This window comes from Sinorhizobium sp. 22678 (genome assembly GCF_052044265.1).
Lineage (GTDB): Bacteria > Pseudomonadota > Alphaproteobacteria > Rhizobiales > Rhizobiaceae > Sinorhizobium > Sinorhizobium meliloti_A.
Genome location: NZ_JBQEMS010000001.1, coordinates 60,708 through 82,357 on the forward strand (window position 1 = coordinate 60,708; position 21,650 = coordinate 82,357).

The 21,650-nt window shown below is 60.0% G+C and carries 38 protein-coding genes and 1 tRNA gene; 18 read left to right on the forward strand and 21 right to left on the reverse strand.

Annotated features, from left to right (window positions below):
- Window positions 1-31: 31 nt before the first annotated feature.
- A complete protein-coding gene (locus ACTJKL_RS00390; protein WP_437405123.1) occupies window positions 32-508 on the forward strand; it encodes a hypothetical protein in 477 nt (158 codons plus the stop codon).
- Window positions 509-510: 2 nt separating this feature from the next.
- Here ACTJKL_RS00390 and ACTJKL_RS00395 read toward each other — a convergent pair whose 3' ends face one another.
- From ACTJKL_RS00395 to ACTJKL_RS00405, 3 genes are read right to left on the reverse strand one after another with little or no spacing between them, the layout of a single operon-like run.
- On the reverse strand, window positions 511-1,893 hold the full coding sequence (locus ACTJKL_RS00395) for a phage portal protein (protein ID WP_440851886.1): 1,383 nt from the start codon (window positions 1,891-1,893) through the stop codon (window positions 511-513).
- A gap of 8 nt (window positions 1,894-1,901) precedes the next feature.
- Window positions 1,902-3,233: a phage terminase large subunit gene (locus tag ACTJKL_RS00400; RefSeq protein WP_440851887.1), complete on the reverse strand. Its 1,332-nt coding sequence runs from the start codon at window positions 3,231-3,233 to the stop codon at window positions 1,902-1,904.
- Window positions 3,234-3,236: 3 nt separating this feature from the next.
- A complete protein-coding gene (locus tag ACTJKL_RS00405) occupies window positions 3,237-3,737 on the reverse strand; it encodes a terminase small subunit (RefSeq protein WP_440851888.1) in 501 nt (166 codons plus the stop codon).
- 22 nt (window positions 3,738-3,759) lie between these two features.
- On the opposite strand from ACTJKL_RS00405, the gene ACTJKL_RS00410 reads away from it, so the two are divergent.
- The gene (locus ACTJKL_RS00410; RefSeq protein ID WP_440851889.1) at window positions 3,760-4,503 is read left to right on the forward strand and encodes a trypsin-like peptidase domain-containing protein; all 744 of its coding nucleotides are present in this window, start codon (window positions 3,760-3,762) and stop codon (window positions 4,501-4,503) included.
- 119 nt (window positions 4,504-4,622) lie between these two features.
- Here ACTJKL_RS00410 and ACTJKL_RS00415 read toward each other — a convergent pair whose 3' ends face one another.
- From ACTJKL_RS00415 to ACTJKL_RS00460, 10 genes are all read right to left on the reverse strand, one after another.
- Window positions 4,623-4,892 carry a hypothetical protein gene (locus tag ACTJKL_RS00415; RefSeq protein ID WP_440851890.1) on the reverse strand — a complete coding sequence of 90 codons (270 nt, stop codon included), beginning with the start codon at window positions 4,890-4,892 and terminating at the stop codon, window positions 4,623-4,625.
- Complete coding sequence (locus ACTJKL_RS00420) at window positions 4,892-5,254, reverse strand: DUF6864 domain-containing function (RefSeq protein WP_440851891.1); 363 nt, start codon at window positions 5,252-5,254, stop codon at window positions 4,892-4,894. Before ACTJKL_RS00420 ends, ACTJKL_RS00415 begins: the two co-directional genes overlap by 1 nt.
- A gap of 135 nt (window positions 5,255-5,389) precedes the next feature.
- Entirely contained in the window at window positions 5,390-5,575 is a 186-nt protein-coding gene (locus ACTJKL_RS00425; protein ID WP_440851892.1) for a DUF4177 domain-containing protein, read from the reverse strand.
- 490 nt (window positions 5,576-6,065) lie between these two features.
- Window positions 6,066-6,140 (reverse strand) — tRNA-Met (locus ACTJKL_RS00430).
- The gene (locus ACTJKL_RS00435) at window positions 6,120-6,473 is read right to left on the reverse strand and encodes a hypothetical protein (protein ID WP_440851893.1); all 354 of its coding nucleotides are present in this window, start codon (window positions 6,471-6,473) and stop codon (window positions 6,120-6,122) included. Before ACTJKL_RS00435 ends, ACTJKL_RS00430 begins: the two co-directional genes overlap by 21 nt.
- Window positions 6,474-6,859: 386 nt before the next feature.
- Window positions 6,860-7,477: a transcription termination/antitermination protein NusG gene (gene nusG / locus ACTJKL_RS00440; RefSeq protein WP_440851894.1), complete on the reverse strand. Its 618-nt coding sequence runs from the start codon at window positions 7,475-7,477 to the stop codon at window positions 6,860-6,862.
- Window positions 7,474-7,917, reverse strand: coding sequence for a GcrA family cell cycle regulator (locus ACTJKL_RS00445; RefSeq protein WP_440851895.1), 444 nt, complete (start codon window positions 7,915-7,917; stop codon window positions 7,474-7,476). Before ACTJKL_RS00445 ends, nusG begins: the two co-directional genes overlap by 4 nt.
- The gene (locus ACTJKL_RS00450; RefSeq protein ID WP_440851896.1) at window positions 7,914-8,690 is read right to left on the reverse strand and encodes a hypothetical protein; all 777 of its coding nucleotides are present in this window, start codon (window positions 8,688-8,690) and stop codon (window positions 7,914-7,916) included. The genes ACTJKL_RS00445 and ACTJKL_RS00450 overlap by 4 nt, the downstream gene beginning before the upstream one ends.
- Window positions 8,632-9,372, reverse strand: coding sequence for a DNA replication protein (locus ACTJKL_RS00455; RefSeq protein ID WP_440851897.1), 741 nt, complete (start codon window positions 9,370-9,372; stop codon window positions 8,632-8,634). The genes ACTJKL_RS00450 and ACTJKL_RS00455 overlap by 59 nt, the downstream gene beginning before the upstream one ends.
- 1 nt (window position 9,373) lies before the next feature.
- Window positions 9,374-9,589: a hypothetical protein gene (locus tag ACTJKL_RS00460; RefSeq protein WP_003528137.1), complete on the reverse strand. Its 216-nt coding sequence runs from the start codon at window positions 9,587-9,589 to the stop codon at window positions 9,374-9,376.
- Window positions 9,590-9,726: 137 nt separating this feature from the next.
- Here ACTJKL_RS00460 and ACTJKL_RS00465 point away from each other — a divergent pair, with 137 nt between their 5' ends.
- Window positions 9,727-10,029, forward strand: a complete 303-nt coding sequence (locus ACTJKL_RS00465) for a DUF982 domain-containing protein (protein ID WP_003528135.1) — start codon at window positions 9,727-9,729, stop codon at window positions 10,027-10,029.
- Window positions 10,030-10,109: 80 nt separating this feature from the next.
- On the opposite strand, the gene ACTJKL_RS00470 is transcribed toward ACTJKL_RS00465, so the two are convergent.
- The 6 genes from ACTJKL_RS00470 to ACTJKL_RS00495 all read right to left on the reverse strand — a co-directional run bounded on the left by ACTJKL_RS00470 (window position 10,110) and on the right by ACTJKL_RS00495 (window position 13,219).
- Window positions 10,110-10,679 (reverse strand): MT-A70 family methyltransferase, encoded by a 570-nt coding sequence (locus ACTJKL_RS00470; protein WP_440851898.1) that lies wholly within the window; start codon window positions 10,677-10,679, stop codon window positions 10,110-10,112.
- A gap of 235 nt (window positions 10,680-10,914) precedes the next feature.
- Entirely contained in the window at window positions 10,915-11,124 is a 210-nt protein-coding gene (locus tag ACTJKL_RS00475; protein ID WP_440851899.1) for a hypothetical protein, read from the reverse strand.
- Window positions 11,124-11,501, reverse strand: coding sequence for a hypothetical protein (locus ACTJKL_RS00480; RefSeq protein ID WP_440851900.1), 378 nt, complete (start codon window positions 11,499-11,501; stop codon window positions 11,124-11,126). The genes ACTJKL_RS00475 and ACTJKL_RS00480 overlap by 1 nt, the downstream gene beginning before the upstream one ends.
- 60 nt (window positions 11,502-11,561) lie before the next feature.
- Window positions 11,562-11,966, reverse strand: coding sequence for a hypothetical protein (locus tag ACTJKL_RS00485; RefSeq protein WP_440851901.1), 405 nt, complete (start codon window positions 11,964-11,966; stop codon window positions 11,562-11,564).
- Between the two features lie 340 nt (window positions 11,967-12,306).
- Entirely contained in the window at window positions 12,307-12,429 is a 123-nt protein-coding gene (locus ACTJKL_RS00490; RefSeq protein WP_440851902.1) for a hypothetical protein, read from the reverse strand.
- 133 nt (window positions 12,430-12,562) lie between these two features.
- Complete coding sequence (locus ACTJKL_RS00495; RefSeq protein WP_440851903.1) at window positions 12,563-13,219, reverse strand: DUF2312 domain-containing protein; 657 nt, start codon at window positions 13,217-13,219, stop codon at window positions 12,563-12,565.
- Between the two features lie 77 nt (window positions 13,220-13,296).
- Between ACTJKL_RS00495 and ACTJKL_RS00500 the strand changes: the two genes are divergently transcribed.
- Window positions 13,297-13,554: a hypothetical protein gene (locus tag ACTJKL_RS00500; RefSeq protein ID WP_318875660.1), complete on the forward strand. Its 258-nt coding sequence runs from the start codon at window positions 13,297-13,299 to the stop codon at window positions 13,552-13,554.
- A gap of 2 nt (window positions 13,555-13,556) precedes the next feature.
- On the opposite strand, the gene ACTJKL_RS00505 is transcribed toward ACTJKL_RS00500, so the two are convergent.
- On the reverse strand, window positions 13,557-13,808 hold the full coding sequence (locus ACTJKL_RS00505; protein ID WP_318875663.1) for a hypothetical protein: 252 nt from the start codon (window positions 13,806-13,808) through the stop codon (window positions 13,557-13,559).
- 86 nt (window positions 13,809-13,894) lie between these two features.
- On the opposite strand from ACTJKL_RS00505, the gene ACTJKL_RS00510 reads away from it, so the two are divergent.
- Window positions 13,895-14,680: a S24 family peptidase gene (locus ACTJKL_RS00510; RefSeq protein ID WP_440851904.1), complete on the forward strand. Its 786-nt coding sequence runs from the start codon at window positions 13,895-13,897 to the stop codon at window positions 14,678-14,680.
- 9 nt (window positions 14,681-14,689) lie between these two features.
- Here the strand turns inward: ACTJKL_RS00510 and ACTJKL_RS00515 are convergent, their stop codons facing one another.
- Window positions 14,690-14,965, reverse strand: coding sequence for a hypothetical protein (locus ACTJKL_RS00515; protein WP_440851905.1), 276 nt, complete (start codon window positions 14,963-14,965; stop codon window positions 14,690-14,692).
- Window positions 14,966-15,534: 569 nt separating this feature from the next.
- On the opposite strand from ACTJKL_RS00515, the gene ACTJKL_RS00520 reads away from it, so the two are divergent.
- Genes ACTJKL_RS00520 through ACTJKL_RS00580 form a run of 13 tightly spaced genes read left to right on the forward strand, consistent with a single transcriptional unit; the run spans window position 15,535 to window position 21,633 of the window.
- Window positions 15,535-15,792: a hypothetical protein gene (locus tag ACTJKL_RS00520; RefSeq protein WP_440852185.1), complete on the forward strand. Its 258-nt coding sequence runs from the start codon at window positions 15,535-15,537 to the stop codon at window positions 15,790-15,792.
- Window positions 15,792-16,028 carry a hypothetical protein gene (locus ACTJKL_RS00525; protein ID WP_440851906.1) on the forward strand — a complete coding sequence of 79 codons (237 nt, stop codon included), beginning with the start codon at window positions 15,792-15,794 and terminating at the stop codon, window positions 16,026-16,028. The genes ACTJKL_RS00520 and ACTJKL_RS00525 overlap by 1 nt, the downstream gene beginning before the upstream one ends.
- A 35-nt stretch (window positions 16,029-16,063) precedes the next feature.
- Entirely contained in the window at window positions 16,064-16,999 is a 936-nt protein-coding gene (locus ACTJKL_RS00530) for a hypothetical protein (RefSeq protein WP_440851907.1), read from the forward strand.
- Window positions 16,999-17,241 carry a primosomal protein N' family DNA-binding protein gene (locus tag ACTJKL_RS00535; protein WP_440851908.1) on the forward strand — a complete coding sequence of 81 codons (243 nt, stop codon included), beginning with the start codon at window positions 16,999-17,001 and terminating at the stop codon, window positions 17,239-17,241. The genes ACTJKL_RS00530 and ACTJKL_RS00535 overlap by 1 nt, the downstream gene beginning before the upstream one ends.
- Window positions 17,238-18,188 carry a recombinase family protein gene (locus ACTJKL_RS00540; RefSeq protein WP_440851909.1) on the forward strand — a complete coding sequence of 317 codons (951 nt, stop codon included), beginning with the start codon at window positions 17,238-17,240 and terminating at the stop codon, window positions 18,186-18,188. Before ACTJKL_RS00535 ends, ACTJKL_RS00540 begins: the two co-directional genes overlap by 4 nt.
- A gap of 2 nt (window positions 18,189-18,190) precedes the next feature.
- Window positions 18,191-18,622 (forward strand): hypothetical protein, encoded by a 432-nt coding sequence (locus ACTJKL_RS00545; RefSeq protein WP_440851910.1) that lies wholly within the window; start codon window positions 18,191-18,193, stop codon window positions 18,620-18,622.
- Complete coding sequence (locus tag ACTJKL_RS00550; protein WP_127642683.1) at window positions 18,619-18,933, forward strand: hypothetical protein; 315 nt, start codon at window positions 18,619-18,621, stop codon at window positions 18,931-18,933. The genes ACTJKL_RS00545 and ACTJKL_RS00550 overlap by 4 nt, the downstream gene beginning before the upstream one ends.
- A gap of 1 nt (window position 18,934) precedes the next feature.
- Window positions 18,935-19,684 (forward strand): DUF5131 family protein, encoded by a 750-nt coding sequence (locus ACTJKL_RS00555; RefSeq protein ID WP_440851911.1) that lies wholly within the window; start codon window positions 18,935-18,937, stop codon window positions 19,682-19,684.
- Complete coding sequence (locus ACTJKL_RS00560; protein WP_440851912.1) at window positions 19,681-20,310, forward strand: hypothetical protein; 630 nt, start codon at window positions 19,681-19,683, stop codon at window positions 20,308-20,310. The genes ACTJKL_RS00555 and ACTJKL_RS00560 overlap by 4 nt, the downstream gene beginning before the upstream one ends.
- Complete coding sequence (locus ACTJKL_RS00565) at window positions 20,307-20,513, forward strand: hypothetical protein (RefSeq protein WP_088203249.1); 207 nt, start codon at window positions 20,307-20,309, stop codon at window positions 20,511-20,513. The genes ACTJKL_RS00560 and ACTJKL_RS00565 overlap by 4 nt, the downstream gene beginning before the upstream one ends.
- A gap of 3 nt (window positions 20,514-20,516) precedes the next feature.
- Window positions 20,517-20,936: a DUF968 domain-containing protein gene (locus tag ACTJKL_RS00570; protein ID WP_440851913.1), complete on the forward strand. Its 420-nt coding sequence runs from the start codon at window positions 20,517-20,519 to the stop codon at window positions 20,934-20,936.
- Window positions 20,933-21,445: a DUF1643 domain-containing protein gene (locus ACTJKL_RS00575; RefSeq protein WP_440851914.1), complete on the forward strand. Its 513-nt coding sequence runs from the start codon at window positions 20,933-20,935 to the stop codon at window positions 21,443-21,445. Before ACTJKL_RS00570 ends, ACTJKL_RS00575 begins: the two co-directional genes overlap by 4 nt.
- Window positions 21,442-21,633 (forward strand): hypothetical protein, encoded by a 192-nt coding sequence (locus tag ACTJKL_RS00580; protein ID WP_440851915.1) that lies wholly within the window; start codon window positions 21,442-21,444, stop codon window positions 21,631-21,633. Before ACTJKL_RS00575 ends, ACTJKL_RS00580 begins: the two co-directional genes overlap by 4 nt.
- Window positions 21,634-21,650: the final 17 nt, after the last annotated feature.

The following is a 21,650-nucleotide window of genomic DNA, read 5'->3' on the forward strand; positions in this document are numbered from 1 at the left end:
CATCTGCAGCAAGCAAAGGGGGGAGATGTCGATGAATGAGAACTTCATTCTTGGGGCAAGTATCTTTTGCCTCTTAGTCGGAGTTTTGTTTTGCTGGCCACCGATCGAGAGGTATCGCGGAGCAAAACAAGTTGGCGCTTTCGGAATGTTGCTCGTTCTTTGTGGAGTGGTGCTCATGACCACATTCAAATGGACCGAGGTCGCTATAAAGATCAGTGATTTGGAGTTTAAGCTTGCAGCGGCTGTGGAGGACGCTCGCTTGGCAAAAACTCAGCTCGCGAACAACGAAAAGGCGTTTGCGTCCTTTGCCAAACAGTTCGACCCAAATGCTCAAAAGCAGGCGATAGACGCCGTATTTCACCAGCTACCTGCTGAGGATACCGGGGTCGATCCGAACAAGGCGAAAGACGCTTTCCTCGACGCGTTCCAAAGGTCGGGAATAAAAGTCGTTCCGGCGGGTGCTGTGGATCGACTTAGCACCACCGTGAAAGAGGGTGAATGGGGCTAACCCTATTCGCGCGGATCACGCAGATTTTCCGGATCAGAGCTGACACTTGCGGCCTCTAATTCCGATGCGCTTGGCTCCTGCTCGGATAGTTTTCCGTACTCCTCGATCGCAGCATCGAGCCCCGGCAGTGAGCCGTCCTCAATGAAAGTATTGACCAGAGCATCCGAAACCGCATCGCGCGGGATGATCTCCTGCCCCGTACCGCTTCCGACCAGCTGCCGAGCGGCGTCGGCCTTCGTCTTGAAGACGTCAGCCTTTTCCTTCTCCGACATGCCCCAAAGCGGCGCCCACTCGTAATAGATGTCCGGGTCGCGCGAGCCGAGCGCGCTCCGGATGATGCACTCGTCGAGGCGCGCCATCGCCGGCGTCATCTCGACGGTCTGCATGGCCTGCAGCCGGTCGTAATAGTTCCGCAGGTCGCTTTCGCCGGTGGCGTTCATTCCCGCCGGTGACTGGCCGAGCAGCCGGGTAGCCGGAATGTCCGCGGCGCCTGACACGATCTGCAGGAACGACATGAGGACTTCGGGCAGCGTGGCGAAGCTCGCCGTCTTCTGTTCGTATTCCTCTTCCTTGTCGAGGAGGAGGTCGCCGTTGATGCCCTTTGCCGTCGCCGCGAGGGTGTACCGCTCGAGGATCTTCGCCCGATACTCTGCGTTGCCGAGGTTCTGCATGAAATCCGGAATGCGGATCACGTTGACTTTGGCCTCGAAGACGAGGCTGGCAATGTTCGCCGCGGTGCCGTCGGCCTGCTTGATCGCATCGACGACCGACAAGAGCACGCTGTCGCCCCAACCGGCATAGGTGGTCGTTACGATGTCTTCGTCCGGCTGCTGGCTGCCGTTGAAGATGACCAGGCGCGACGGGTGAATTTCGACCTGCGCGCCATCGGCCGAGTTCAACTGATAGACCTTCGGTTTGCCATACCATTCCGACGCCGGGTCACGATCGATCTCGCCGGCCGTGAGGTGGCGACGCGTCATGACAGTGAGGTATTGCAGGCCGCCCTTCCCGATGCGCTCGACGTCAAGCGGCTGCGTCAGGTCCTGGTCGCCGGTACCGATGACGAGCGCAGCGCCGCCCCAGAGACGCGCCTTGATGCGGGTCTCCAGCAGCTTGCCCATGACGTTCAGGCGCTTCTCTTCGGCTTCGATCGCCTCGATCTGCGGCTTCTTCGCCTGCCAATCGCGCCAGGCGCGGATGCTGTCGAATGCCGGGATGTCGACGATCTTCCGGGGGAGCCATGCACCACGGTAGGCGTTGAGCAGCTCCTCATCGGTGAGCATCGGCATCGAATAGACGTTAGCCGCGGCCTTGTCCCGGCTGGTACCCAGACTGGCGACCATGTTTGTCAGGCTGTCGCGGACGAACGCGATGATGTTGGCCATGTCCGCTCCTAAACGTTCGTCAGCGTGAAGGACGAACCTCCAAGCATCAACTCGGTGAGAGCCCAGACCAGGGCGTCGGCCCGGTCAGGTGAACCCTCTCCGAGGTATCCAGATGGCGTGAAATTGCACATCTGGTCTTCAAGGTCGGGGAAGTCTCCGACGTGATGAACCTTGCCCTGCTCATACAGCGCGCTGATAGGCTCTGCTCGCACCGCTTTGCCTCGGCTGGCGACGACTTCCTTGAAGGGCGCGGTCTTGTCAGCCGTCGAGACGGTGAAGCGCACCATGTCGCCGCCGAAGTTCCTTTCCCCGATGATCCGGTGTGCCTGGTGACGATGGTAGAGGTCGACCGCTCGCCTGCCCCACCCTTCTGGTGACAACTGGCAAGTGCCGTCCTCAAGAATGTAGCCATGCCCATCGATGCCGAGGCCGGCGACGACGATACCGATGTCGTCACCCGCGCCATCGCCTCTCGTACCGGAGGGGTCGACGGAAACGACGATGCGCCGCATCTCAGGAGCGCTGGCGACACGCAGACTGTCTATGCCCGGCATCAGCTTCCCGTCGGGCGCCTTGCGATCCTCAAGAGCCCAGAGCGCGCCGCTGACTTCGCTCGCCCATTCTCCGGCCTCAAACCGCAACCTCTTCGCTGCGGACATCGAGGCCAGAACCTCGAAATACTCAGGCGGCAGGTTCTCCGAGTTGTCGGCAGGATTCACCTGCATCTCGGCATAGTCTTCCGGCTTAGCCAGCTTCTCCTTCGTGCCCGGCTTCATCTTGGCCCGTAACATCTGGAAGCTCCAATGGAGCTTAGACGGCGGGTTGCAGTCGAAGTAGGCCTTGAGGGCTAGGTACCTTCTGCCTGTCGCTGCCGCTATCGCTGGGGCCAACTCGCACTTCTGCGCCAAGCGGGACATTGCCGTTTCGACGGATGCCCAAGGGATTTGGCTGCTCTCGTTGAAATAGAGAGTGGCGTATTCCTGCCCGAGGATCTTCTCGACCCGCTCTTTATCATCGAGGCCGGCTATCCAGATCTGCGATCCGTTCGGCAGCTCGACATAGAAGTCGGTCTTATCAAACCGCACCCGAACCGACGGGAAGCAGAGCGCCAGAACCTTTGGCAAGGTATCGGACCAGACCGACGTCTTCGCGTGGTTGAACCTAAACCTGAATATGGCGTGCCGCGAACCCGGAGCGTTTATCGCTCGCTGGATCAGGGCGCGGCATAGAACGAACGTCTTTCCAGACCGAGACCCACCGCGGAGCATGATGTTGCGTGCCGGGCCGGCAAGAAGGCGATTAGCCTCTCGCTGTTTCTCCGTTAATCGAGCTACCTGCATGGGTCACAGTTCGGCGTCCTCTGGCAAGACATTGAGACTCATGCTCCCAGAGTGCTCGACACGCTCGATGAACATACCGAGGTGCTTGGCAAGCTTCTCCAAGGCGCTGTTCTTGTCCCAGACCTTAATCTTGTGGACGTGCTCGACCTCTCCGTCGCCAATGTTGCGGGTCACCACTTCGACCGAAGCGACCGCGGCGGCTGTGTCGTCATCCCACTCTTCGGGTCGGAGCAGCCTGCCGTTCGCATCGAACACACGGCGTAGATCGGAGAACCCGATGCGCGATAGCTCTTTCAGCACGCGCTCGACGGTGGCCTCTGCCTTCAGAGCGCCCTTCCCTTGGATCTCGGCCACGCGCTCTTGAATGCTTTCATTTGCATTCAAACGTGCTGCGTTTCCCCTGTTGGCTTTGAAGCCGGCGGCGACGTACGCCTCATCTGCTGTCTTGCCTTTGGCGAGCGCCTGCGCGAACTTCTCGTGCCGCGCGTTCTTCAGGACGGGCATGGTTCAACCTTTGGGGGAAAGTATGGCGATTGAGCAGCAGTCAGTGCAGTCTCTCTTTATAGAAATGTTCTTTGACCAAACTCGGCTGAGTACAGGAACTGCTTTTATTGCAAACGCAGCGCACGACCGCGTTCTGATCACGAATAGGCACAATGTTACCGGCCGGAGGCAGGACAATAATCAGCCCCTCTCGCCACACGGCGGCGTCCCGAATAAAATTCGGGTGTGGCACAATGATTTTGTCGGCCTCGGGCACTGGCGTTCGATCGACTACCCTTTGTACGACAACTCTGATGTCCCGTTGTGGGTGGAACACCCCGTTCTAGGGGCCGCGGCCGATTTCGTAGCGCTGCCGATTGATATTCCCGGCTTTGCCGTAGTCTACCCCTACAATTTGGCGGCCCCGCAAGATGGGCTGTTAATTCGAGCATCCGACCCGCTGAGCATTATTGGCTTTCCCTTTGGACAGGCCGCCGGCGGCCTGTTTGGGATGTGGGTAACTGGTTTTGTAGCGTCGGAGCCGGACGTCGATTTCGAAGAGAAGCCTATTTTTCTGATAGACAGCCGCACGAGACCTGGTCAGTCGGGCTCCCCCGTTATTGCTGCTCGCCGGGGCATGGTTCACCGCAAGAGCGGGAACATCGGCATGGGTGGTGAAGCTGTCGAGTTCCTTGGGATCTACAGTGGGCGGATCAACGACCAGTCAGATCTAGGATTCGTTTGGAAACGATCTGCAATCAAGGAACTCGTCGACACCGTTCAGTAACGTGCTCGGGACCCGCAACGGCTGCTGGTAACTAGGCACAGCTCCAAACACCATCGCCTGAAAACTTAAGGCGGCCACCCTACCGCATAGACGTCGGTCATCGGGTGGTCGAACCTTCGCTATTTAGCTTTGCCGAACAACAGGCCCAACGCAAAAGTGATAGCACTCATCAAAGAGGTCGTGACTGAGGCCCTGTCGACACCTGGCTGGAGCGGGTAGAAGAATACCAACGCCAGCAAAGCAATCAATAAAACGATAGCGACAGAAGTGATATTCGTCGGGGCATGGTCTTTCGTGCCAAACAATCCCCCTAGAGCGCCACGTTCCTTACTGGTTATTATGGCTTTAGCGATTTCTTCGTTTTCAGGCAGGTCAATTCTACTCGCCATCACGCAACTCTCTTAATGAAGGAGTACGTGATCACCCGCGGCTTAGCGTTGTCTTTTGAGGCAAGCGTAACAACGTTCAGCACCAATATGAGTGGCATATTGTTGTTGAGGGTCGCCACCTGGCTCTCCCAGGTTACGCCTAGCGGATTGTCGAAGTTGATTAGGCCGATTTCTACCGATTTCTCTGACGAGCCCAGCACCCTGACATTTTGCGCGCCACCACTTTCATACTGGAAAGAGATAGTGAAACTCAGATCTTCAAAAGGCAGCGTGAACGCGAAAACATCCCCAGGCAGCACGAAACTACCAGAGCTGGCAATAGTATACGCTCCAGGCCGCTTGGATTGCGCTATTCGGATCATCGGGGTGTCCTATCTACTTAATGGCACCAGGACTTAATACGTGATTCCGCGACGCTTGGAAGTCATTAAAGACTGAGCGGGCGTACCTGCGCGTCGACCCGAGGGAAAGGTCGGCAATCAGGATGCTCTCAGTTATCAGGCTGGCGAGCTGGGCTGCTCTACTGCAACGCTTCGCTTAAAGAACAGCACCCAATGGTAGGTATTGCGCGGGGCCGCCTGCACGAGGGCATATCCCTCTGCCGCCTTCTCGTTGATGAAGGCTTGCATGCTCTTGAGGCCCCCTGGGCCGGTATCGAAGCGCTCGACGAGGTATTCGGGCATCCTCATCTCCTCAAAGCGAAAGCCCCGCTACCTGTTACGGAGGCGGGGCCCGATGTTAACGGGCGCCATGACGACGAACATATGCCGAACAAGTTGAGGCAGGCGCCTGCCGCACTACTTGTGATCCCGCGCGGCGTGCCGGCGAGCGTGGTATAATCCCAATTCGCTGTAGAGCCCCTAGCCTTATTGACCAGCTAGGCCATCGCGCGGGAACCAGCCCGCGTGGCGGTGTGCTCGTGTTCGTGCAAAACGGTACCGGCCATGATGCGTCGGAAGAACTTACAAGAACCTGATCATCACACTTCAACAGGGCTGTCGGTGATCATTCTACTACTCTTCATGCTCGGTATATCGGGCTATTTATTGGTCGAGGGCTCCTTAATCCGCGGGTCCCCCGGCGGATCGAAAGTCTACCTGCCCGCCCCGCAAACACAGGGTCTCTGAGGAGAATATCAGGTCGCAGGTCGGTCGGTGACCGCACCTGAGAGTTTGGTTGCAGGCCCGGGAATCGAACCCGGTCTTTCGTGGTTATGAGCCACGCGGCTTACCAGTTGCCCTGCCTGCGGAAACGGATATTGACGGGGCCAGCACGGCCTGCTTCTCTCGCGCAATGAAGCATCGCTATCCCGTAGATTGGAAGTCCACCCAGGTTCACCCGGTGCTGATCGCATTGGGTAGGGAACTCAATGGCAGACGCCTGCATCCAACCCTGATTCATGCGTTCGACAGCCGATCGGACATAGTCACTGATCACGTCGCGTCCATTCGCCATATTTCTGGCAAAGAGCATGGCCGACGGAAAGGCTTCTACCAAATCACGGTTGAAGGGCCGCGTTTCAGCGGGACATGGAACTTCCTTGCCGGTGAACTGCAAGACCTGGTCGATGAAGGCGACCACCCTACCGCATAGACGGCGGTTATCGGGTGGTCGCGCTTGCCCAGTCGGGGTCTATCTGCATTTTCCAGCAGCACTACCGGGCAAATAAAAAAGGCCGGGGCGAAACCGCACCGACCTTCCTCATCATCGTATATTAAACCAGTGCCAGTACATCCGTGGTCAAAAGTCGAAAACGATGCGGCAATTGCGAGCGGCGAGCTTGTCAGCGCTCATAAGCAATGCCGATGACCAGCATATAGGGGGCCACTGTGTTCTAAACAAGGTGGGATGCGTGAAATCTGAATTTTGGGCGCATTTCTCCCACCGCCTATATCGGCGGTGGCCCGGCGAGTGTTCCCTCGATTGAGGTCCGCAACTGAACAGCCACACAAATCACTTGAGGAAACCTATACGGCTTTGCGGAGATTTTCAACCTCCGCGTCAGCAGTGAGGCTGTTCAATTCACTGATAATTTTCAGCACTCGCTCTTTGATCTGCAGACTTAGAGAATCTATAGCCCTCTCCGCCTGATCGACCATCGAGACGCGCGCTTTCCGCCCCTTCGGCAGGATCTTGCGAAGCTGGCCGCGAAGGTGCTGGATCTGCTCGTGGCGCTCGTTCTCCTTCCGGCAGTGCTGCTCGTAGAGGAAGGCCTGCCGGCGCTCATGCTCGGCGAAGTACAGGGTCTCGATCTCTTCATCGGGGAATTCGAGTGGTCCGTAGTTGGCGCCGCGGAGAAAGCACACGACACCTTCGACGCGGCGTAGCTCCTCAAAGTTCAGCCTGGGCAGGTTGACGAAGGCATAGCCGACCAGGAACGGGAAACGCTTCTGGAGGATCTGTTTCGTCCGGTGATGCCTCAACTCGGTGTAGAACGAGGGCATGAAGATGTCGAAGCCGTCCTTGCGGCAGTTCCGCTCGATGATCGACTCCATGCGCCGGCTTTCTGGGAGGCGCTCGTCAGCGGCCGCCATGCGCTGATAGCCCGGTGCCGTCCTGATTGCGTACCAACGTGATCTGTTCATGCTTTTCCCTCGTTCTTCTTCGGCAATGACCGAGCATGGTGGTTTCGGCAGTAGCGGCCCGTCGTTTCCGCCGCACAGAACAGGTATGGGCCGCCGGTGTTTAGCGGCCAGCAGCATTCGCCGGCCGAGAGATGGTGGAGGAGCTTTGCGGATTGGAGCCGCTCAGCGTCGTAGGCCGTCGCCGGGATCTCCGGTTCCCGCTTCAGTTCCGGCGCCCGCTTGCGTGGCCTCGTCGGCTCGGTAGCCTTCCTTGCGCCGGGTGCGCGGGTCTTCTTCCCAGCATCACCGCGCCACGGGAAGAGACCGCGGTTGCGGAAGGCCAGTCCGACAATGACGTTCCGGCTGACGCCAAAGCGCTTGGCGATCTGGGAGGCCGAGAGATCAACCCTCCAGAGCTTCGCAGCAGCCTCGATGTCGACGATACGGTGCTGGATGGTCATGCCGCGCGCTCCTCTTCGACAGGATCCACCGCTTCGATGTCAGCCTTCACCTTGCCGCGATACGCCATCTGCTCGGCGGTGACCTCGCTGGCATCGGGAAGCTCGAGCATGCGGGCGAGCTCGTCGGCGCGCTCCGGCGATACCGTCGGAGGCTTGACGTTCAGCTTGGTCTGGATCCTGCTGCGGTTGACGCGGACGGCGATCGGCGACCAGACCTCGTCGATAGCCCACAGGTGGACGGTGCCCGCAGGCAGTTCCCGAGACTTGGCTAGCTGGGCGAACTCCAGATGGTCGACACCTTCGGCAACCCGGACGAAGCCCTTTTCCGCCAACTCGATGGCTCGCTCACGCTGGGTAACGCGCAAGTCCAGCAGGCCATGAGAGCTGGGCAGAGTCCGGCTGACGGAGTCCTCGATCGCCCTAAGCGTTTCCTGCTTGCGAATGCGATCCTCGCGGATCAGACGGCATTCGGCATTGGCCATGGCCGCAAGCTCCGCCGGAAGGGGAATGAAAGCCTTGTTGATGTTTTCGTATTCGCCGCGCTTCAGCTTCACGTAGGCCCGGCGCAGCCCGTAGACCGGCACGTTGCGAAGGGAGAGCCGGTATTCCTCGACCGGGTTTGCAGCAGTGATCGTTTCTGAGATCCGCATGCCGCCGCTCATGAGGCCTTCGATGCACTGGCCGATTTCGTCGGCGCCGGCCGGCGCGAGCTGTTCAGTGAGAGCGGAAATCTCCTGCTGCAAGGTCGACAGCTGGGCCGGCAAATTGTTCATCTGGTTCACCGTAGAGTTCTCGTTTCAGCCTTGCGTGGATGTCGTGGTGGCGTTGCACGGATGGGCTTTGCGGCCGGGGCGGCGATTGCGATTGCTGCAACGGCCGGTCGTCGTATTTGCCTTCGAGGATCGAGACGAAGCTCTTCGGCTGGCAGAGGAAATCGAGGTCGGCGCGCCAGCCGCGGTCGTTCTCGCCACGGCAGAACCGGCTGCGGCCGATCCGCTCGATGGCATCGAGGACGGCAGGGAGGCCATGTTCTTCGATCCGAAGCAGCAGCGAGCGACGCCGGGATGCCGTGACGGCCCTCGGCACGGAAAGCCCGGACCGACGGGCCATGTCCGAAAACGCCGTGACGACCTGGTCGACGGCCGTGGGGGAAGAGCCCCCTTTAGGGGGCGAAGGGGGTATGGATGATTGGGGTTTAGGAGAAGGGGGTGTGGGGGAAGAACCTCCGGGGGAAGAAGGATCAGCACCAGCGTCTGAAACGTCTTGATCGTCTGCATTAAGACGCTTTTCAGACGATTTAAGACGTTCGTAATAGCGTCTGTTTCTGGCCTGCCGCTTTGAGAGCATCGGCTCTTGCGGCGCAGCCTCAGCCTCGAACGCTTCAGCAGCGACGAGCGCCTGCTCAATCGTGAGACCGGCAGCAAGCATGCGGCGGATGGCGGCCGAAACGGTCATCTCACCACCACGATTTTTCTGTCTCGTCGAAGCCGGCGAAACGAATGGGCTTACGGGGAGCGTTCAAAGCCGCCATCTGGCATACCGTCGGGCCTAACCGATCGCGGTTCATCTTCATGTTGATGAGGGTGTCGGCCTCGTGTTCCTTGATGTCCAAGGCCTCGGCAATCGCCATCGTGTCGGGCCCGAACTTGGCGTAGGCTTCGAGGAAGGTCATGACGCACCCCCGACGAGTAGCGACGAAGATCGAACACCGAACCTCTTGAACCCGCTGAAAAGAGACAACAAATCAACTCCGGGCGCTGGTCCGCAGCGCCTCCGTTGATAGACACCGTCGTAATCAGTGAGGGTGAAATGAACTCGAAGACGTTTGCTCGACCGGTTTACCTGAAGGAGAAAAAGGACCTGATCAGAGAAATCACGAACCTGGTCGATGCCATTGATTTTCTTGAGGGTTGGCCGGAGCACGACCGCGACATAGTGCACGACGCCACCCTGAAGACTTGCTACATGGCGCATGACGGCCATAAGCCCATTCAGGTTGCGCGGGATGCGATGCGAGCCTTCGGAAAGAAGAAGGGCATCCTCGTCAAAGCACCTGCAGTTCTTCCCTGGATGATCAAGGACAACTCCGGCAGCGGACGCGTCTCTGCGTAAATCACCATTCGAGGTAGAGAGGCTGTTTTCGCAGCCTCTCTGTTCCCGCCCCGGTAGCGCGCATGGAAGGTAAAGTTTGATCATGCCGCCACCTCGTTGAACTTGTTGACCTCGTTACCGAAGGCGTGCCAGCCCGCGCGGTGTTCTCGAGCGAACACGTCGGCGCGCCGCGCGTGCGGCATCACGCGGTCGCAGAGGTCATAGAATTCGTCCGGCTTGCGGCTGTGCTCGCGAGCTATGCCGTCGAAGATTGTTGGCGGGACATGAAACTGCTTCGGATTGCCGAGCGTGCCGACGAGCACGATCTCGCCGGTCGTACGGACGCGATATCCGGTTCCCATGCGTACCTTGCCGGCGGCCGTCGTCTTCCGCCAAGCCATGAAGCTCTTGTACTCGAAGCCCCAAGCCTTCAGGCACTCGACCGCGAACGGGAGATGCGGCGCTGTAGCCCAGGAATAGATCAGGCAATCCATGCTGGCGAGTTGACCGACGGGGAGCGCGCGGATCTGCGCGGCGCTCATGAGGTCGTAGTGCGCCGATGCTGACTTTTTGGCGCCCGCGTCGCTGTAAAGGTCGAACGGCCACGGAATGTCGATGACGATCATCTCGTAATGGATCGGGAGAAGCGGGTCGAAGAACCAATCGGTCACGCCACACCTCCCGGCTCGCGGAACAAACACAGCCCAGCATCGGTTGCTCCACCAAAGAGGAGGTTTGAATGCCTAAGACGCCGATCCCGAGGCCCAATGACCCTGAGTTCCCGCCAGACATGCCGCCGGATGTGCCGCCAGATCTGCCGGAGCCACCGATCGAAGAGCCAGAGCCCGACGTAGGCCCGGACGAGGTGCCTGGGGAGGAGGTCCCGCAGAGAATGAGCAACTGAGGTCATGCCGCGCTCCCTGCCCGATCTCTGCGATCAAGCGCCTTAAGGTACGCACCGCGGATCTCTTCGAACCGGGCGATGTCGTATTCCTTGGTCTCGATCTCCATTTCGGGACGAGGCTTCTTTGAACGGCGGCCGTGGTCTGCCAGCCAGGTCTGGGCACTGGCAATGCGGCGGTCAAGCCATGCGATCATTTCGGCGGGGTCGGTCATCAGTGCGCCACCCCGTACTCAGCCTCAAGGCTTTCGAGCCACTGCATGCCCTTCCGGGCCATGGCGCGGTGATTGTCCTTGCAGCAGCTATCCGTAGTGCGCTCCGAAATCTTCTTCCAACCGCAGTAGAGGCGCGCGATTGCCGTCCCGAGGGCTTCGTCAAAGCTGGGATAGGAACCATGGAACGGGCCGCCGTGTCCGCAGTATCCGCCGAAGTTGTCGCTGGTCGTGTATGACCAGGTGCCATCGACGTTGCGCATTACCCCGATACGGCCGTAGCTCCATCCCTTCTTGTCGAGGTCTGTCCGGAACCATTGTAGGGCTTCGACGATCGCCGGGGGTGGCGCTGGGTCGAACCGGAAAGCAAGCTGCTGCATCACTGATCCTCGTCCCTCAGTTCCGGGCAGACCCACTCAGCGAGCGACGATCCCCACTCCCTAAGCTTTGCCGCCAGCCGCATTCGATTCCGCAAGCTCAGCCAGCGCACGAATACGGGAGGTTTTTTCGATGAATTCTGCATGGTCTCTCCGTGCCGCGCGCAGCAGCTCCTGTTCGCTCTTCGCGGCTTCCGCAGCCGCATAAAGTTCCATCATCTGCCAGTGGCGAACGACGTCGGTTTCATTGTTCCACCACGCCTTCAGGCGACGCTCCGTCCACTGCTTCTTGGGTTCGCCTTTGTGCGGAAACAACTTTTGGAGTTTCAACGCAGCCTCGTATAAGATGTCGCTGACGCGGCCTCCGCCGCCGATCGACCTAACGAGGTAATTTGCAGTAGCAACGTCAGACATCTGCTTGCATTTCCCTTGTTTTGCCTTGTCCAGAATTCTGGATTTCTTTTCCATTTTTTCGGTTCCCGCATGTGGCAATGTCTCTTTGCTTAGGAGAGACTGCACATGCCCAGGAACTTCCTTTCAGATGGAGAGAGCGGCGCCGCTGGTACGGCTGCTGCTCCCTCCGATGCCCGCAACGGGCAGGTATTCCCTTTCCGCAGAGCCCGGGCGCCGCACCCTGCCTCTGCCGCCGGTGACGATCCCTCGTCGTCACCGGCAATCCCTCTCGGAGACGCTGTTCAAGCCGTAGTCATGAGACTGGCGAACAAGCGGATCCGCTTGAGAGTTGCTGGTCCCGGCCGGGAGGAGGATGACCGGGACCAGCGTTGAGCGCCTCGGGAGGTGAAAGCGCTCAATTCTTTGGGCGATAGCCGTTCCGACGAAACTCACGCCCGACGAAGCCGGGGACGATCAGGGTCAGTGCTGCCATCCAGAGAACGGCGCCAGCGGATGCAATTAGGATGGACCAGGTCATGCAGCCCTCTTCTGATCTGAATTTGGATTGGACGGAGCCACGCGGCTCACCTGGGCGCGATGAAAATCCACCCTGCCCTCAATGGTTCTTTGAGCTGCGGCGTCTTCTGATCTGGATGTCCGGAGGTATTCGCTCATGCGACTTCCTCCGCCTGCTCGTGCTCCTGCATCGCCGCCTTGCAGCGTGCGCAGTGCTCTTCCGTGTAGGAACCGCAGCCGGCTCGATCGAGGCAGTGGGGGCGACGAGTAGATGGCGGCTTGGCCGCGAAAAGAGGCGCCCGTTTTTCGTCCGGGCCAGACGCGCTTGCAACGGCGTTTTTGGCTACTTCTTCACTTTCGCCTCCTGCGCTCGTTGCGATCTCTTCCTCTTCACGGGCGATCATGATGTCGACGGCGGCGATCAGAGCCGCGCGGCCGACTTCCGTCTGCACGCCGGCAGCAATCGTCTCGACGAGCTTGGCGCTGACATCCGCCTCGATGATCTCGCCCGTGGTCGGGTCAAATTGTTCAATGTTTTCTCGTGCGCGGGCGGGCGCAGGCGCATGAGGGGATTTGCCCTCGTAGGCGCACAGGTACAAATCGAAGATGGCGCCCTGCTCCGCGACGGTGTCATGGCCCTTCTTCGCGACCTTGCGCAGATGAGCGACGACGTTGCCCATGGCAGTCTTGTCGAAGCCCATAGACTTTGCTTCCGCGTAGATGTCGCGGATGTCCTCGCCGATCGTGTCCTGCTCTTCCTTCAGGCGAAGGATGCGGTCGATGAAGGCTTTGATCTGGGCGTCGGAGGTCATTGCGCGCCCTCCGCCATACGGATGAATTCAAGGATCGCTGCCCGACGGGCGCGCCAATCAACTGAACGGGAGACCCCATGCCGCTGACCGTGGGAAAGATCAGATACAAGCCGGGGCCGGACGGTTTTGCCCCGATCTTCGATCTCGGAGCACCTACGCTCTTTGCCGACCTCGTGACCGAGCTCGATGAGATCGACGGCGTGGTTCGCATGACCTTCGCGGTATTGTCTCGAAACGGCGACGGCGTGCCCAAGGCAATCGTTGCCGTCCGCATGAGGATGCCCAAGGATGTCGCCTGGAAGATGTGCCGCGACCTGCGAAAGCTGGAGAAGTGAGGTCATTGGGCGGCCTCCGCAAATGCGGACCGGTTCACGGTCGCGGGCCACTCAGCGGCATCTGGCCAGTTCTTGGCGAACCAACCGACGACCTCGTCATATTTCTTCGCGGTGAAGGTCTTCCCCTCCCTTATTCGGGGGAAGAACCGACCGTCTGCGGCGCAGAGCCGACCAACGGTGGATTCGCTCAACCTTTCAGCGGCGCAGTAGCGCTCGGAAAGCGTCAACAGGTGATTTGCGAGTTCCGTTTCCATGCCTTCGTTATAGTGGGATGTTTCCCACTTTGCAATAGGAAACTTCCCATTCGCCAACAAAGGTGGAAAAATCCTATTCTCGCACGATGAAGAATCTCAAGGAAATCGTAGAGGCGCGATTAGCCGAATTGGGGCTGGGCCCGGTCGAGGCGGCTGTTCAGGGCGGCATTGAGCGAACATTCATCAGGGACATCGTCGAAGACAAAAAGAAGTCTGTCCGCGCGAATAAGCTAGCCGAGCTGGCGCGCGCGCTGCGGCTCGATCCGGCCGCGCTCGCGCGAAACGAAATGCTGCCCATCGAAAAAGAAGACGTCGGCCAGAAGCTGAAACTCGTCTCCAGCTTCGACCCAGATGCCGACGAAGTTCGTGAGGATGAACCGAGCCACGGCTATACCCGCGAGAATTGGCGCGCACACATCGAGGGGGCAATTCCAGAACTGGACGTTAAACTCGGCGCCGGCGAAGGCGTGATCGGAGACGTTATTACTTTACCGGTTGGGGCGGGAACCGTCGCTGGACACCAGGTCGTAGCCGAATGGTTCATTCCAGATTTTTACCTCCGGAATGAAGCCAAGGCGTCTCCATCCAACACGATCATAATGGAGGTGGTGGGGGATTCTATGTTCCCGACATACGCTCCAGGAGACAGGGTGATTGTTGACCTCTCGCAAAACAAGCATGTCTCCGACACGGTGTATGCCATCAGCGCCGGGCACACTGAACCCCAGATCAAGCGGCTGGTCTATGTGCCACTGAGCGACCCTCCGCAGGTTAAGATCATCTCTGACAACACCAGCGTCGAAGCTTTCACCGTAGAACTCGAGCAATTGACCATCATCGGCCGCATTTGCGGCCACATAGCCCGGCGGTAGGTAAGTATTTCATGCGCTGCGCCTTAGAAAGCGCTCGTCGCGCGTTCTAATGTCAGCCACGACGATGCCGACCACTAATGCCTGAAATTTCTCTCGACTGAGGCGGAGCGCCCGCCCGCGCTTCTCCTGCGAGAGAAGCAACCCCCCTCGCCCGTCGAAGGTATTGCTGACACGGAAAAGGTCCAGCCGAACACCGACGTCGACGAGATAAATACCCTCCCCTTCATACTCTGTGACGGGCGCAAGGAGCGCGTAATCGCGCGCCCCTCGAAACGTGGGTTCCATTGCATCTCCGGTAACCGCGTGTACGCGGAAACGGCTAGATAGAACCTCCTCCGGCGCCACCACCGGAAAAGTCAAATTGTGCATTCTGCCCTCGTGATTGATTGTCACACCCCAGCATCAGGATGCGCCTGCAAGTTATCCCGTCGGTTGCATTTGGCGAGGGCAATATTCCGGCTCGTACTTTGTGGATTGTCATAAAACCTTCACGAGAGTGGTTGGTCGGGGAACGCTGTGTGACAGCCCTCATCGTCTCCACAAGAAAGAACCCCCTGTTTTAGCCGGGCCCGCCTCGTCGAAAAAGCGGCCGGCAGCAACGACTGTCACAATTCCCCTCTCGAACGACTCGATTTTCACAATTCATGCCGATCCTTCACGCGCCGTTATCCGGCCGCGATTTCCCACCTTCGAAGCACTGAAATAGGAAATGTCCCACTTTCCTCTTTGCAAGTGGGAAACTTCCTACTATCGTTTCTTTCATCAACACACGGCCACGCCGGGAGATGAAAGCGATGAGCATCCAAGCCGTAATCCAGAGCATCAAGTCCAACGCCGCCTGCCTGTCACACGCGATGCGTTGCGACCCGTCGGATGCAGACGCACAAGCCGCGCTCAAGGATTTCCTGCAGCGCACCTATTCCGACCTGGCTTCGCTTGCGTGGCATCTTGGCGCTGACGGCGACGTCTTCCAGCGCGAAGCCGTACCTGCATCCGAACTCGTCGATGACGTCTATTTCTCGATCAACCGCGAGAAGGAATTCGAGGCGCCGGCCTACCGCCAGCCCTACTCCACGCTGAACCACCCCCAGCAGTTCGGGAGCGGGTTCTGATGACCCGCGCCACCTGCCCCGCTTCCGAGTTCGGATGCACCTGCAACCGCTGCGCTGTTGATCGCGACGACGATCTTGAAGCGCTCAAGCAGTTCAACAGGGCCACCACCACAACGGCAACCTTCCTCATTCTCCTCGCCGCCCTCCTCGGTCTGATGGCCGTGGGGCTCCTCAGAACCGAAAGCGCAATGCAGCGCGCAGCCATCATCAACCAGGAGTCAATCGTATGGAAATGACAGATACCAATCCTTGGGCGTGGTGGCAGAACGCCTTGGCCGGCAACATCGGCCCGATGCATGAAGGCGTTCCCCAGCAGGGCTACTACCGCACCCGCTTCAAGGGCGGCCAGTGGGAGCCGGTGGCGATCTGGCTCGATGAAGGCGGCGCCTGGCTCGCGATGCGCGGCGAACGCATGGTCGATGCCGCCGACGCTTGGAACTTCTGCCGCACGCATCCGGTGAGCTACGAAGCCTACCAGAAGGCCATCGAGGGTGCCGGCTGGGATGACGAGCCGCCGATCGCAGCCATCGGCCACAATCTTCCGGCAGATCCGTTCGAAGCCCTCAAGCTGGAGTATGAGGCGGAGAAGGAACAGGCCGAGGCGTTCATGAAAACGCCCGTAACGACGCAGGATCAGGCTGATAAGGCCGCGATCTGGTCGAAGCGGCTGACCGCAATCAAGAACAAGGCCACGGACCTGCACAAGGTCGAGAAGCAACCGCACCTCGATGCCGGCCGCAACGTCGACAACAAGTGGCGCGGCCTCAAAGAGGATCCGGACACGCTTGCGAAGAAGCTTAAGGCGCACGTTACGCCGTTCTTGCAAGAGCAGCAGCGCCTTGAATACGAGCGCCAGCAGCGCGAACGCGACGAAGCCGAACGGAAGCGCCGCGCGGCCGAGGAGATGGCCGCCAAGGCTGACGCCAGCGACACCGCAGCGCAAGCCGCAGCGGAACGCCTGCAGCAGGAAGCCGACAAGCAGGAACAGGCAGCAAAGGCGAAGAACGCCCAGGCCGGCCGCACCGGTGCCCGTGTCAGCCTCCGCACGTTCCTGTCGGCTCGCATCGTTGACTACGACAAGGCTTTGATGGCCTTGGGCAACCACCCCGAAATGAAAGCGCTCGTCGAGACGCTCGCCAACCGCGCAATCCGCGCCGGTGTCGACGTTGATGGTGTCGAGCGCATCGAAGAGCAGAGGGCCGCCTGATGACCGAAGCAACACCCCTCCTCGTCGCCGCCGTCAAATTCAAGTGGCAGAAGGACGAGAAGACTTACGACTACTTCATCCCCGGAGACCTCACCGTCGCAGTCGGCGACAAGGTCATCGTGGAGACAGCGCGTGGCGAAACCACCGTCGAGGTCATGGCAATCAAGCCGAATTCCGAAATGGCGCAAAAGACGATCGTTCGCCTCGTCGAGCCTGAAGCCGTCGAAGGAGAAGAGGCATGAACGCGCATATTCCCGCCCTTTCCGCCGGCGGTAGCGTCATGGCTATCGTTCCCCAGACCTTCGAAGAGACGTTCCGCGTCGCGCGCGCGGTCGTCGCCTCCGGCCTCGCGCCGTCGGCGCTCATCGGCAAGCTGACCGGCGACGATGCCGCAAGCGCGGTTGCGGTTGCCATCATGTCCGGCGCCGAGCTCGGCTTGAAGCCGATGGTCAGCCTTCGGAGCTTCACGGTCATCAATGGAAAGCCGGCGCTTTACGGCGACGGACTGATCAATGTCGTTCGCATGTCTGGCCGCGTCGAGTATTTGCGCACCGGCTGCGACGAGATCGGCGGCAAGCTCGTCGGCTTTTGCGAGGCGAAGCGGAACGACACCGGCGAAGAGAAGCGTGTCGAGTTCTCGCAGGATGACGCTGTCCGCGCCGGCCTCTGGCAGACCGAGGCCATGGTCACGAAGTGGAACAAGTGGGACAAGAAGAACGAAACGAAGCCGAACGATAGTCCCTGGTATCGCTTCCCTAAGCGCATGCTCGCGTGGCGTGCCGCCGGCTATTGCCTTCGCGAACTGTTCGGCGACGTCCTCGGCGGCATCCGCGACGAGTTCGAGGTGCGCGAGATCGACGAAGTCGAGACGATGCGCGACATCACGCCGGCGAAGGCTGCCCAGCCTCCAAAGCCGCCGGTACCGCCAGCGCCGCCGGAACAGGCATCGAAGACCATTGAAGCCGAGCCTGCGGTCGAGGATGAGCCGGCCTTCGACCTTGGGGACTTCCTGGAGCAGCTCGAAACGTCGCTCGCCGGCGCCAAGGATGAAGTGGAGGTCGAGGAGATCTGGACCGACTTCGACGCCCCGGCCGTGCTGGAAACGAACGGCCATGCCGACATGATCGACGCTGCGTTCGCCATCAAGAATCGTCGGCTTGCGCAACTTTCGCCTTTGAACGGTGGCTGATCATGCGGAAGAAGGAAAAGCCCCCGCTGATCCAGGCGATCATGACGCCGCGCGGCCTCCGCGCCCACACCCAGGACGACGCCGAGAAATTGGCGTCGATCCCGGAAGGCCAGATTTTCGAGATCGTGCCTGTCACCAAACGGTCTGATCGGCAGCTGCGCACCTACTGGAAGGCTCTTGGCCTGGTGGTCAAGGTCACTCAGAAGTGGACGACGGCGGAGAACCTGCACCGCGACATCAAGATGACCCTCGGCTACCGCGAGCAGGTCGTGAACATGCGGACCGGCGAAATCACTCTCGTTCCGGACAGCATCGCTCTCGACAAGATGGAGCATGCCGAGTTCTGCGAATTCATGAACCAGGCCATGGCGCTGATCGCTGACACCGTCGGCTTCGATCCGCTGGCCTTCCTAGCTGAGGAGCGCGCAGCATGACGGAAGCACCGAACAAAGCAGATTTCATCGTTAACGAGCGCCCTGGCGAGTACGAGGCCACCTTCTCGGTGAGCGGCACGATCCGGGTAACGATCAAGGCCGAAAGCTTGGATGAGGCTCGCGCAAAGGCCGACGCGATGACCGAAGACGAAGAGTTCGGCTTGGAACTCGACGAGGCGGACGATGTGTCGCTCAATTGGGTCGGCAAGACACGCCCAATGTATCTCGTGACCCGCGACGGCCGGACGATGCAGGTCAGCCGACTTGAACCGGGCGACCTGCCTCGCCAACCCGACGAGCGGGGGTTCTGAAATGGCTGAGAACAGCAAGATCGAATGGACCGATCACACCTTCAATCCGTGGATCGGCTGCACGAAGGTCTCTCCGGCATGTGATGGCTGCTACGCTGAAAACCTGATGGCGAACCGTTACGGCCGTGTCCAGTGGGGAGCCGGCGAAGATCGGCAGCGCACGGGCAAAGCCAATTGGCGTAAGCCGCTCGCTTGGGACAAGGCTGCCAAGGAAGCCGGAACCCGCCCTTATGTCTTCTGCGCATCGTTGGCCGACGTCTTCGACAACGAAGTCGACGAGATGTGGCGCGCCGATCTGTTCACCCTCATCGCCGCAACGCCAAACCTGATTTGGCTGCTACTCACCAAGCGCATTGGCAACGTCATGAAGATGACAGATCCTATGCGCGGAAATCCGATGCTGCCGACCAACGCGGCGATTGGCGCCACCATTGCGAACCAGCCGGAATATGACCGTGACCGGATGAAGCTCTGGGAGGTCAAGGAAGCGCTCCGGCCGCTCTTCACCTTCGGAAGCTTCGAACCGCTACTCGGCCGTGTCGTCCTCGACAAGTATGCGCCGGACTGGATCATCACCGGAGGCGAGACCGACCAGGGGCCGCACAAGGCGCGACACACCGACCCGGACAACTTCCGCTATCTGCGCGATCAGAGCGCCGCGCTCGGCCGTGCCTTCTTCATGAAGCAGATGACGCGCAAGGCGCCGATCCCGGCTGACCTTCTCGTTCGCCAGTATCCGGAGTCAGCATGACCGATCGTCCTATTCTCTTCTCCGCCCCTATGGCCCGCGCGCTGCTCGCCGGCCGCAAGACGCAGACGCGAAGGCTTTGCAAGGACCAACCACCGGCAGGCGTGACGATCATCCGGAAGACTATCCGGCCGTTTGGCAAAGAGCCGTACCACGCATTCGAGCGCCGCACGAAATTCGGCAACTTCGGAGGCGAAGTTCCAGTGAAGATAAGCCGTGGCGATCGTCTGTGGGTAAAGGAAACTCATGCCCGCGTCGGCGACAACGGCGACGATCACATGGCCTGCCCTGACCTGACGAGGCTGGTCTACTACCGCGCCGACGACGTGCAACCGGAGCTTTCGCGCTGGCGTCCGTCGATCTTCATGCGCCGGCAGGATTCGCGCCTGACGCTTCTCGTCACCGACGTTCGCGTCGAGCGGCTGCAGGACATCAGCATCCCTGATGCTCTGGCGGAAGGCTGGCCGGGAGCGGTCGAAGCCAAGAACATGCCCGCGACGAAGTGGTATCGCCACCTGTGGGACGAGATCAACGGCGCAGGCTCTTGGGAAGCCAATCCTTGGGTTGCCGCCTATTCCTTCCGCGTCATCAAGCAGAACATCGACCAGATCGAGAAGGTGGCAGCATGAGCGCCTCCTTCGACAAAGCCTCGATCATGTCGACGCTGACCGACGGCATGAAGATGAAGGCCCAGATGATCAAAAAGGGCCTCACCGCCGCCCGCGTCCGCTGCCCTCAGTGCGACGGCTTCCTTCACGCGCGCCTCGCCGGCCGGAAGAACCACCTTCGGTTCTGGTGCGACGGCCCGTGCAAACGACAGATGATGGAGTAGACCATGGCGTCCCGCATTGCCAATTTCATGCGACCAGACCCGACACCAAAGCGCAAGCCGACGAAGAGCAAGGATTATCTGGCATTCGTGCACGAGCTTCCCTGCTGCGTCTCCGGCCGCTACGGCGTCGAGGCTGCGCACCTGTCTTGCGCAGCGACTCGGTACGGCCATTATGGTCGTGGCAAGGGCAGCAAGGTTTCAGATCGCTGGGTTCTTCCGTTGCACCCGGACGAGCACCGCCGCCAGCACGGCATGAACGAGGAGCGCTTCTGGCGCGCCGCGCGGATCAATCCGCACGTCCTGGCTCTGACCATTCACGGACTCTGGTCCGACATGGGCGAGGATGCGGCGCCATTCGCAACTGCTATCATCAATCAGACGCTTGCGACCGCCGGCGCGCTCCGGTCGAGGAACGAGGTATGAGCACCGACACGCTCGACATGTTAGCAACCGAAGCGAAGTCCTCGGCTATCATCTCGGAATGCGGTGCCTACCGGTACCGCCTCGATCGGCAGTGGGACGGCGACAAACCCAAGGTCGCCTTTCTCATGCTGAACCCTTCCACCGCCGACGCCAGCCAAGATGACCCGACAATTCGCCGATGCGTCGGCTTTGCCAGGACCTGGGGCTTCGGCGGCTTGATCGTTGGCAACCTCTTTGCCCTTCGATCCACCGATCCGAAGGCCCTTTACGACCATCCGGATCCGATCGGGCCGGACAACGATCAGCACATCCTTGCGATAGCCAAGAGCGCCCGTAAGATCGTTTGCGCGTGGGGAACCCACGGAAATCTTCATGACCGCGGTCGCGAGGTCGCCGAGCGGCTCGAATTCTTCGACCTGGTGGCGCTGAAAGTGACAGCGGACGGACAGCCAGGCCATCCGCTGTACCTCGCTGCCGATACCCAACCTAGATCGTATTTTGCGCCATGACAGTTACGCCCGACCTCACAAACGCCACCCCCGCCACGCGCGAATACTACGCGTTGCCGGAATCAGTCCGCGAGGAAGCAGAGGCAATAGTCGGTAAGCCGCGCCCCATGACCCACGTCGAGATCCTGCTCGCAGTCGGGAGGGCGATTGCGAACGAGCAGGAAGCCGCAAAGAGAGGTGAAGGATGAGAGAGCGCCGGCCTTCC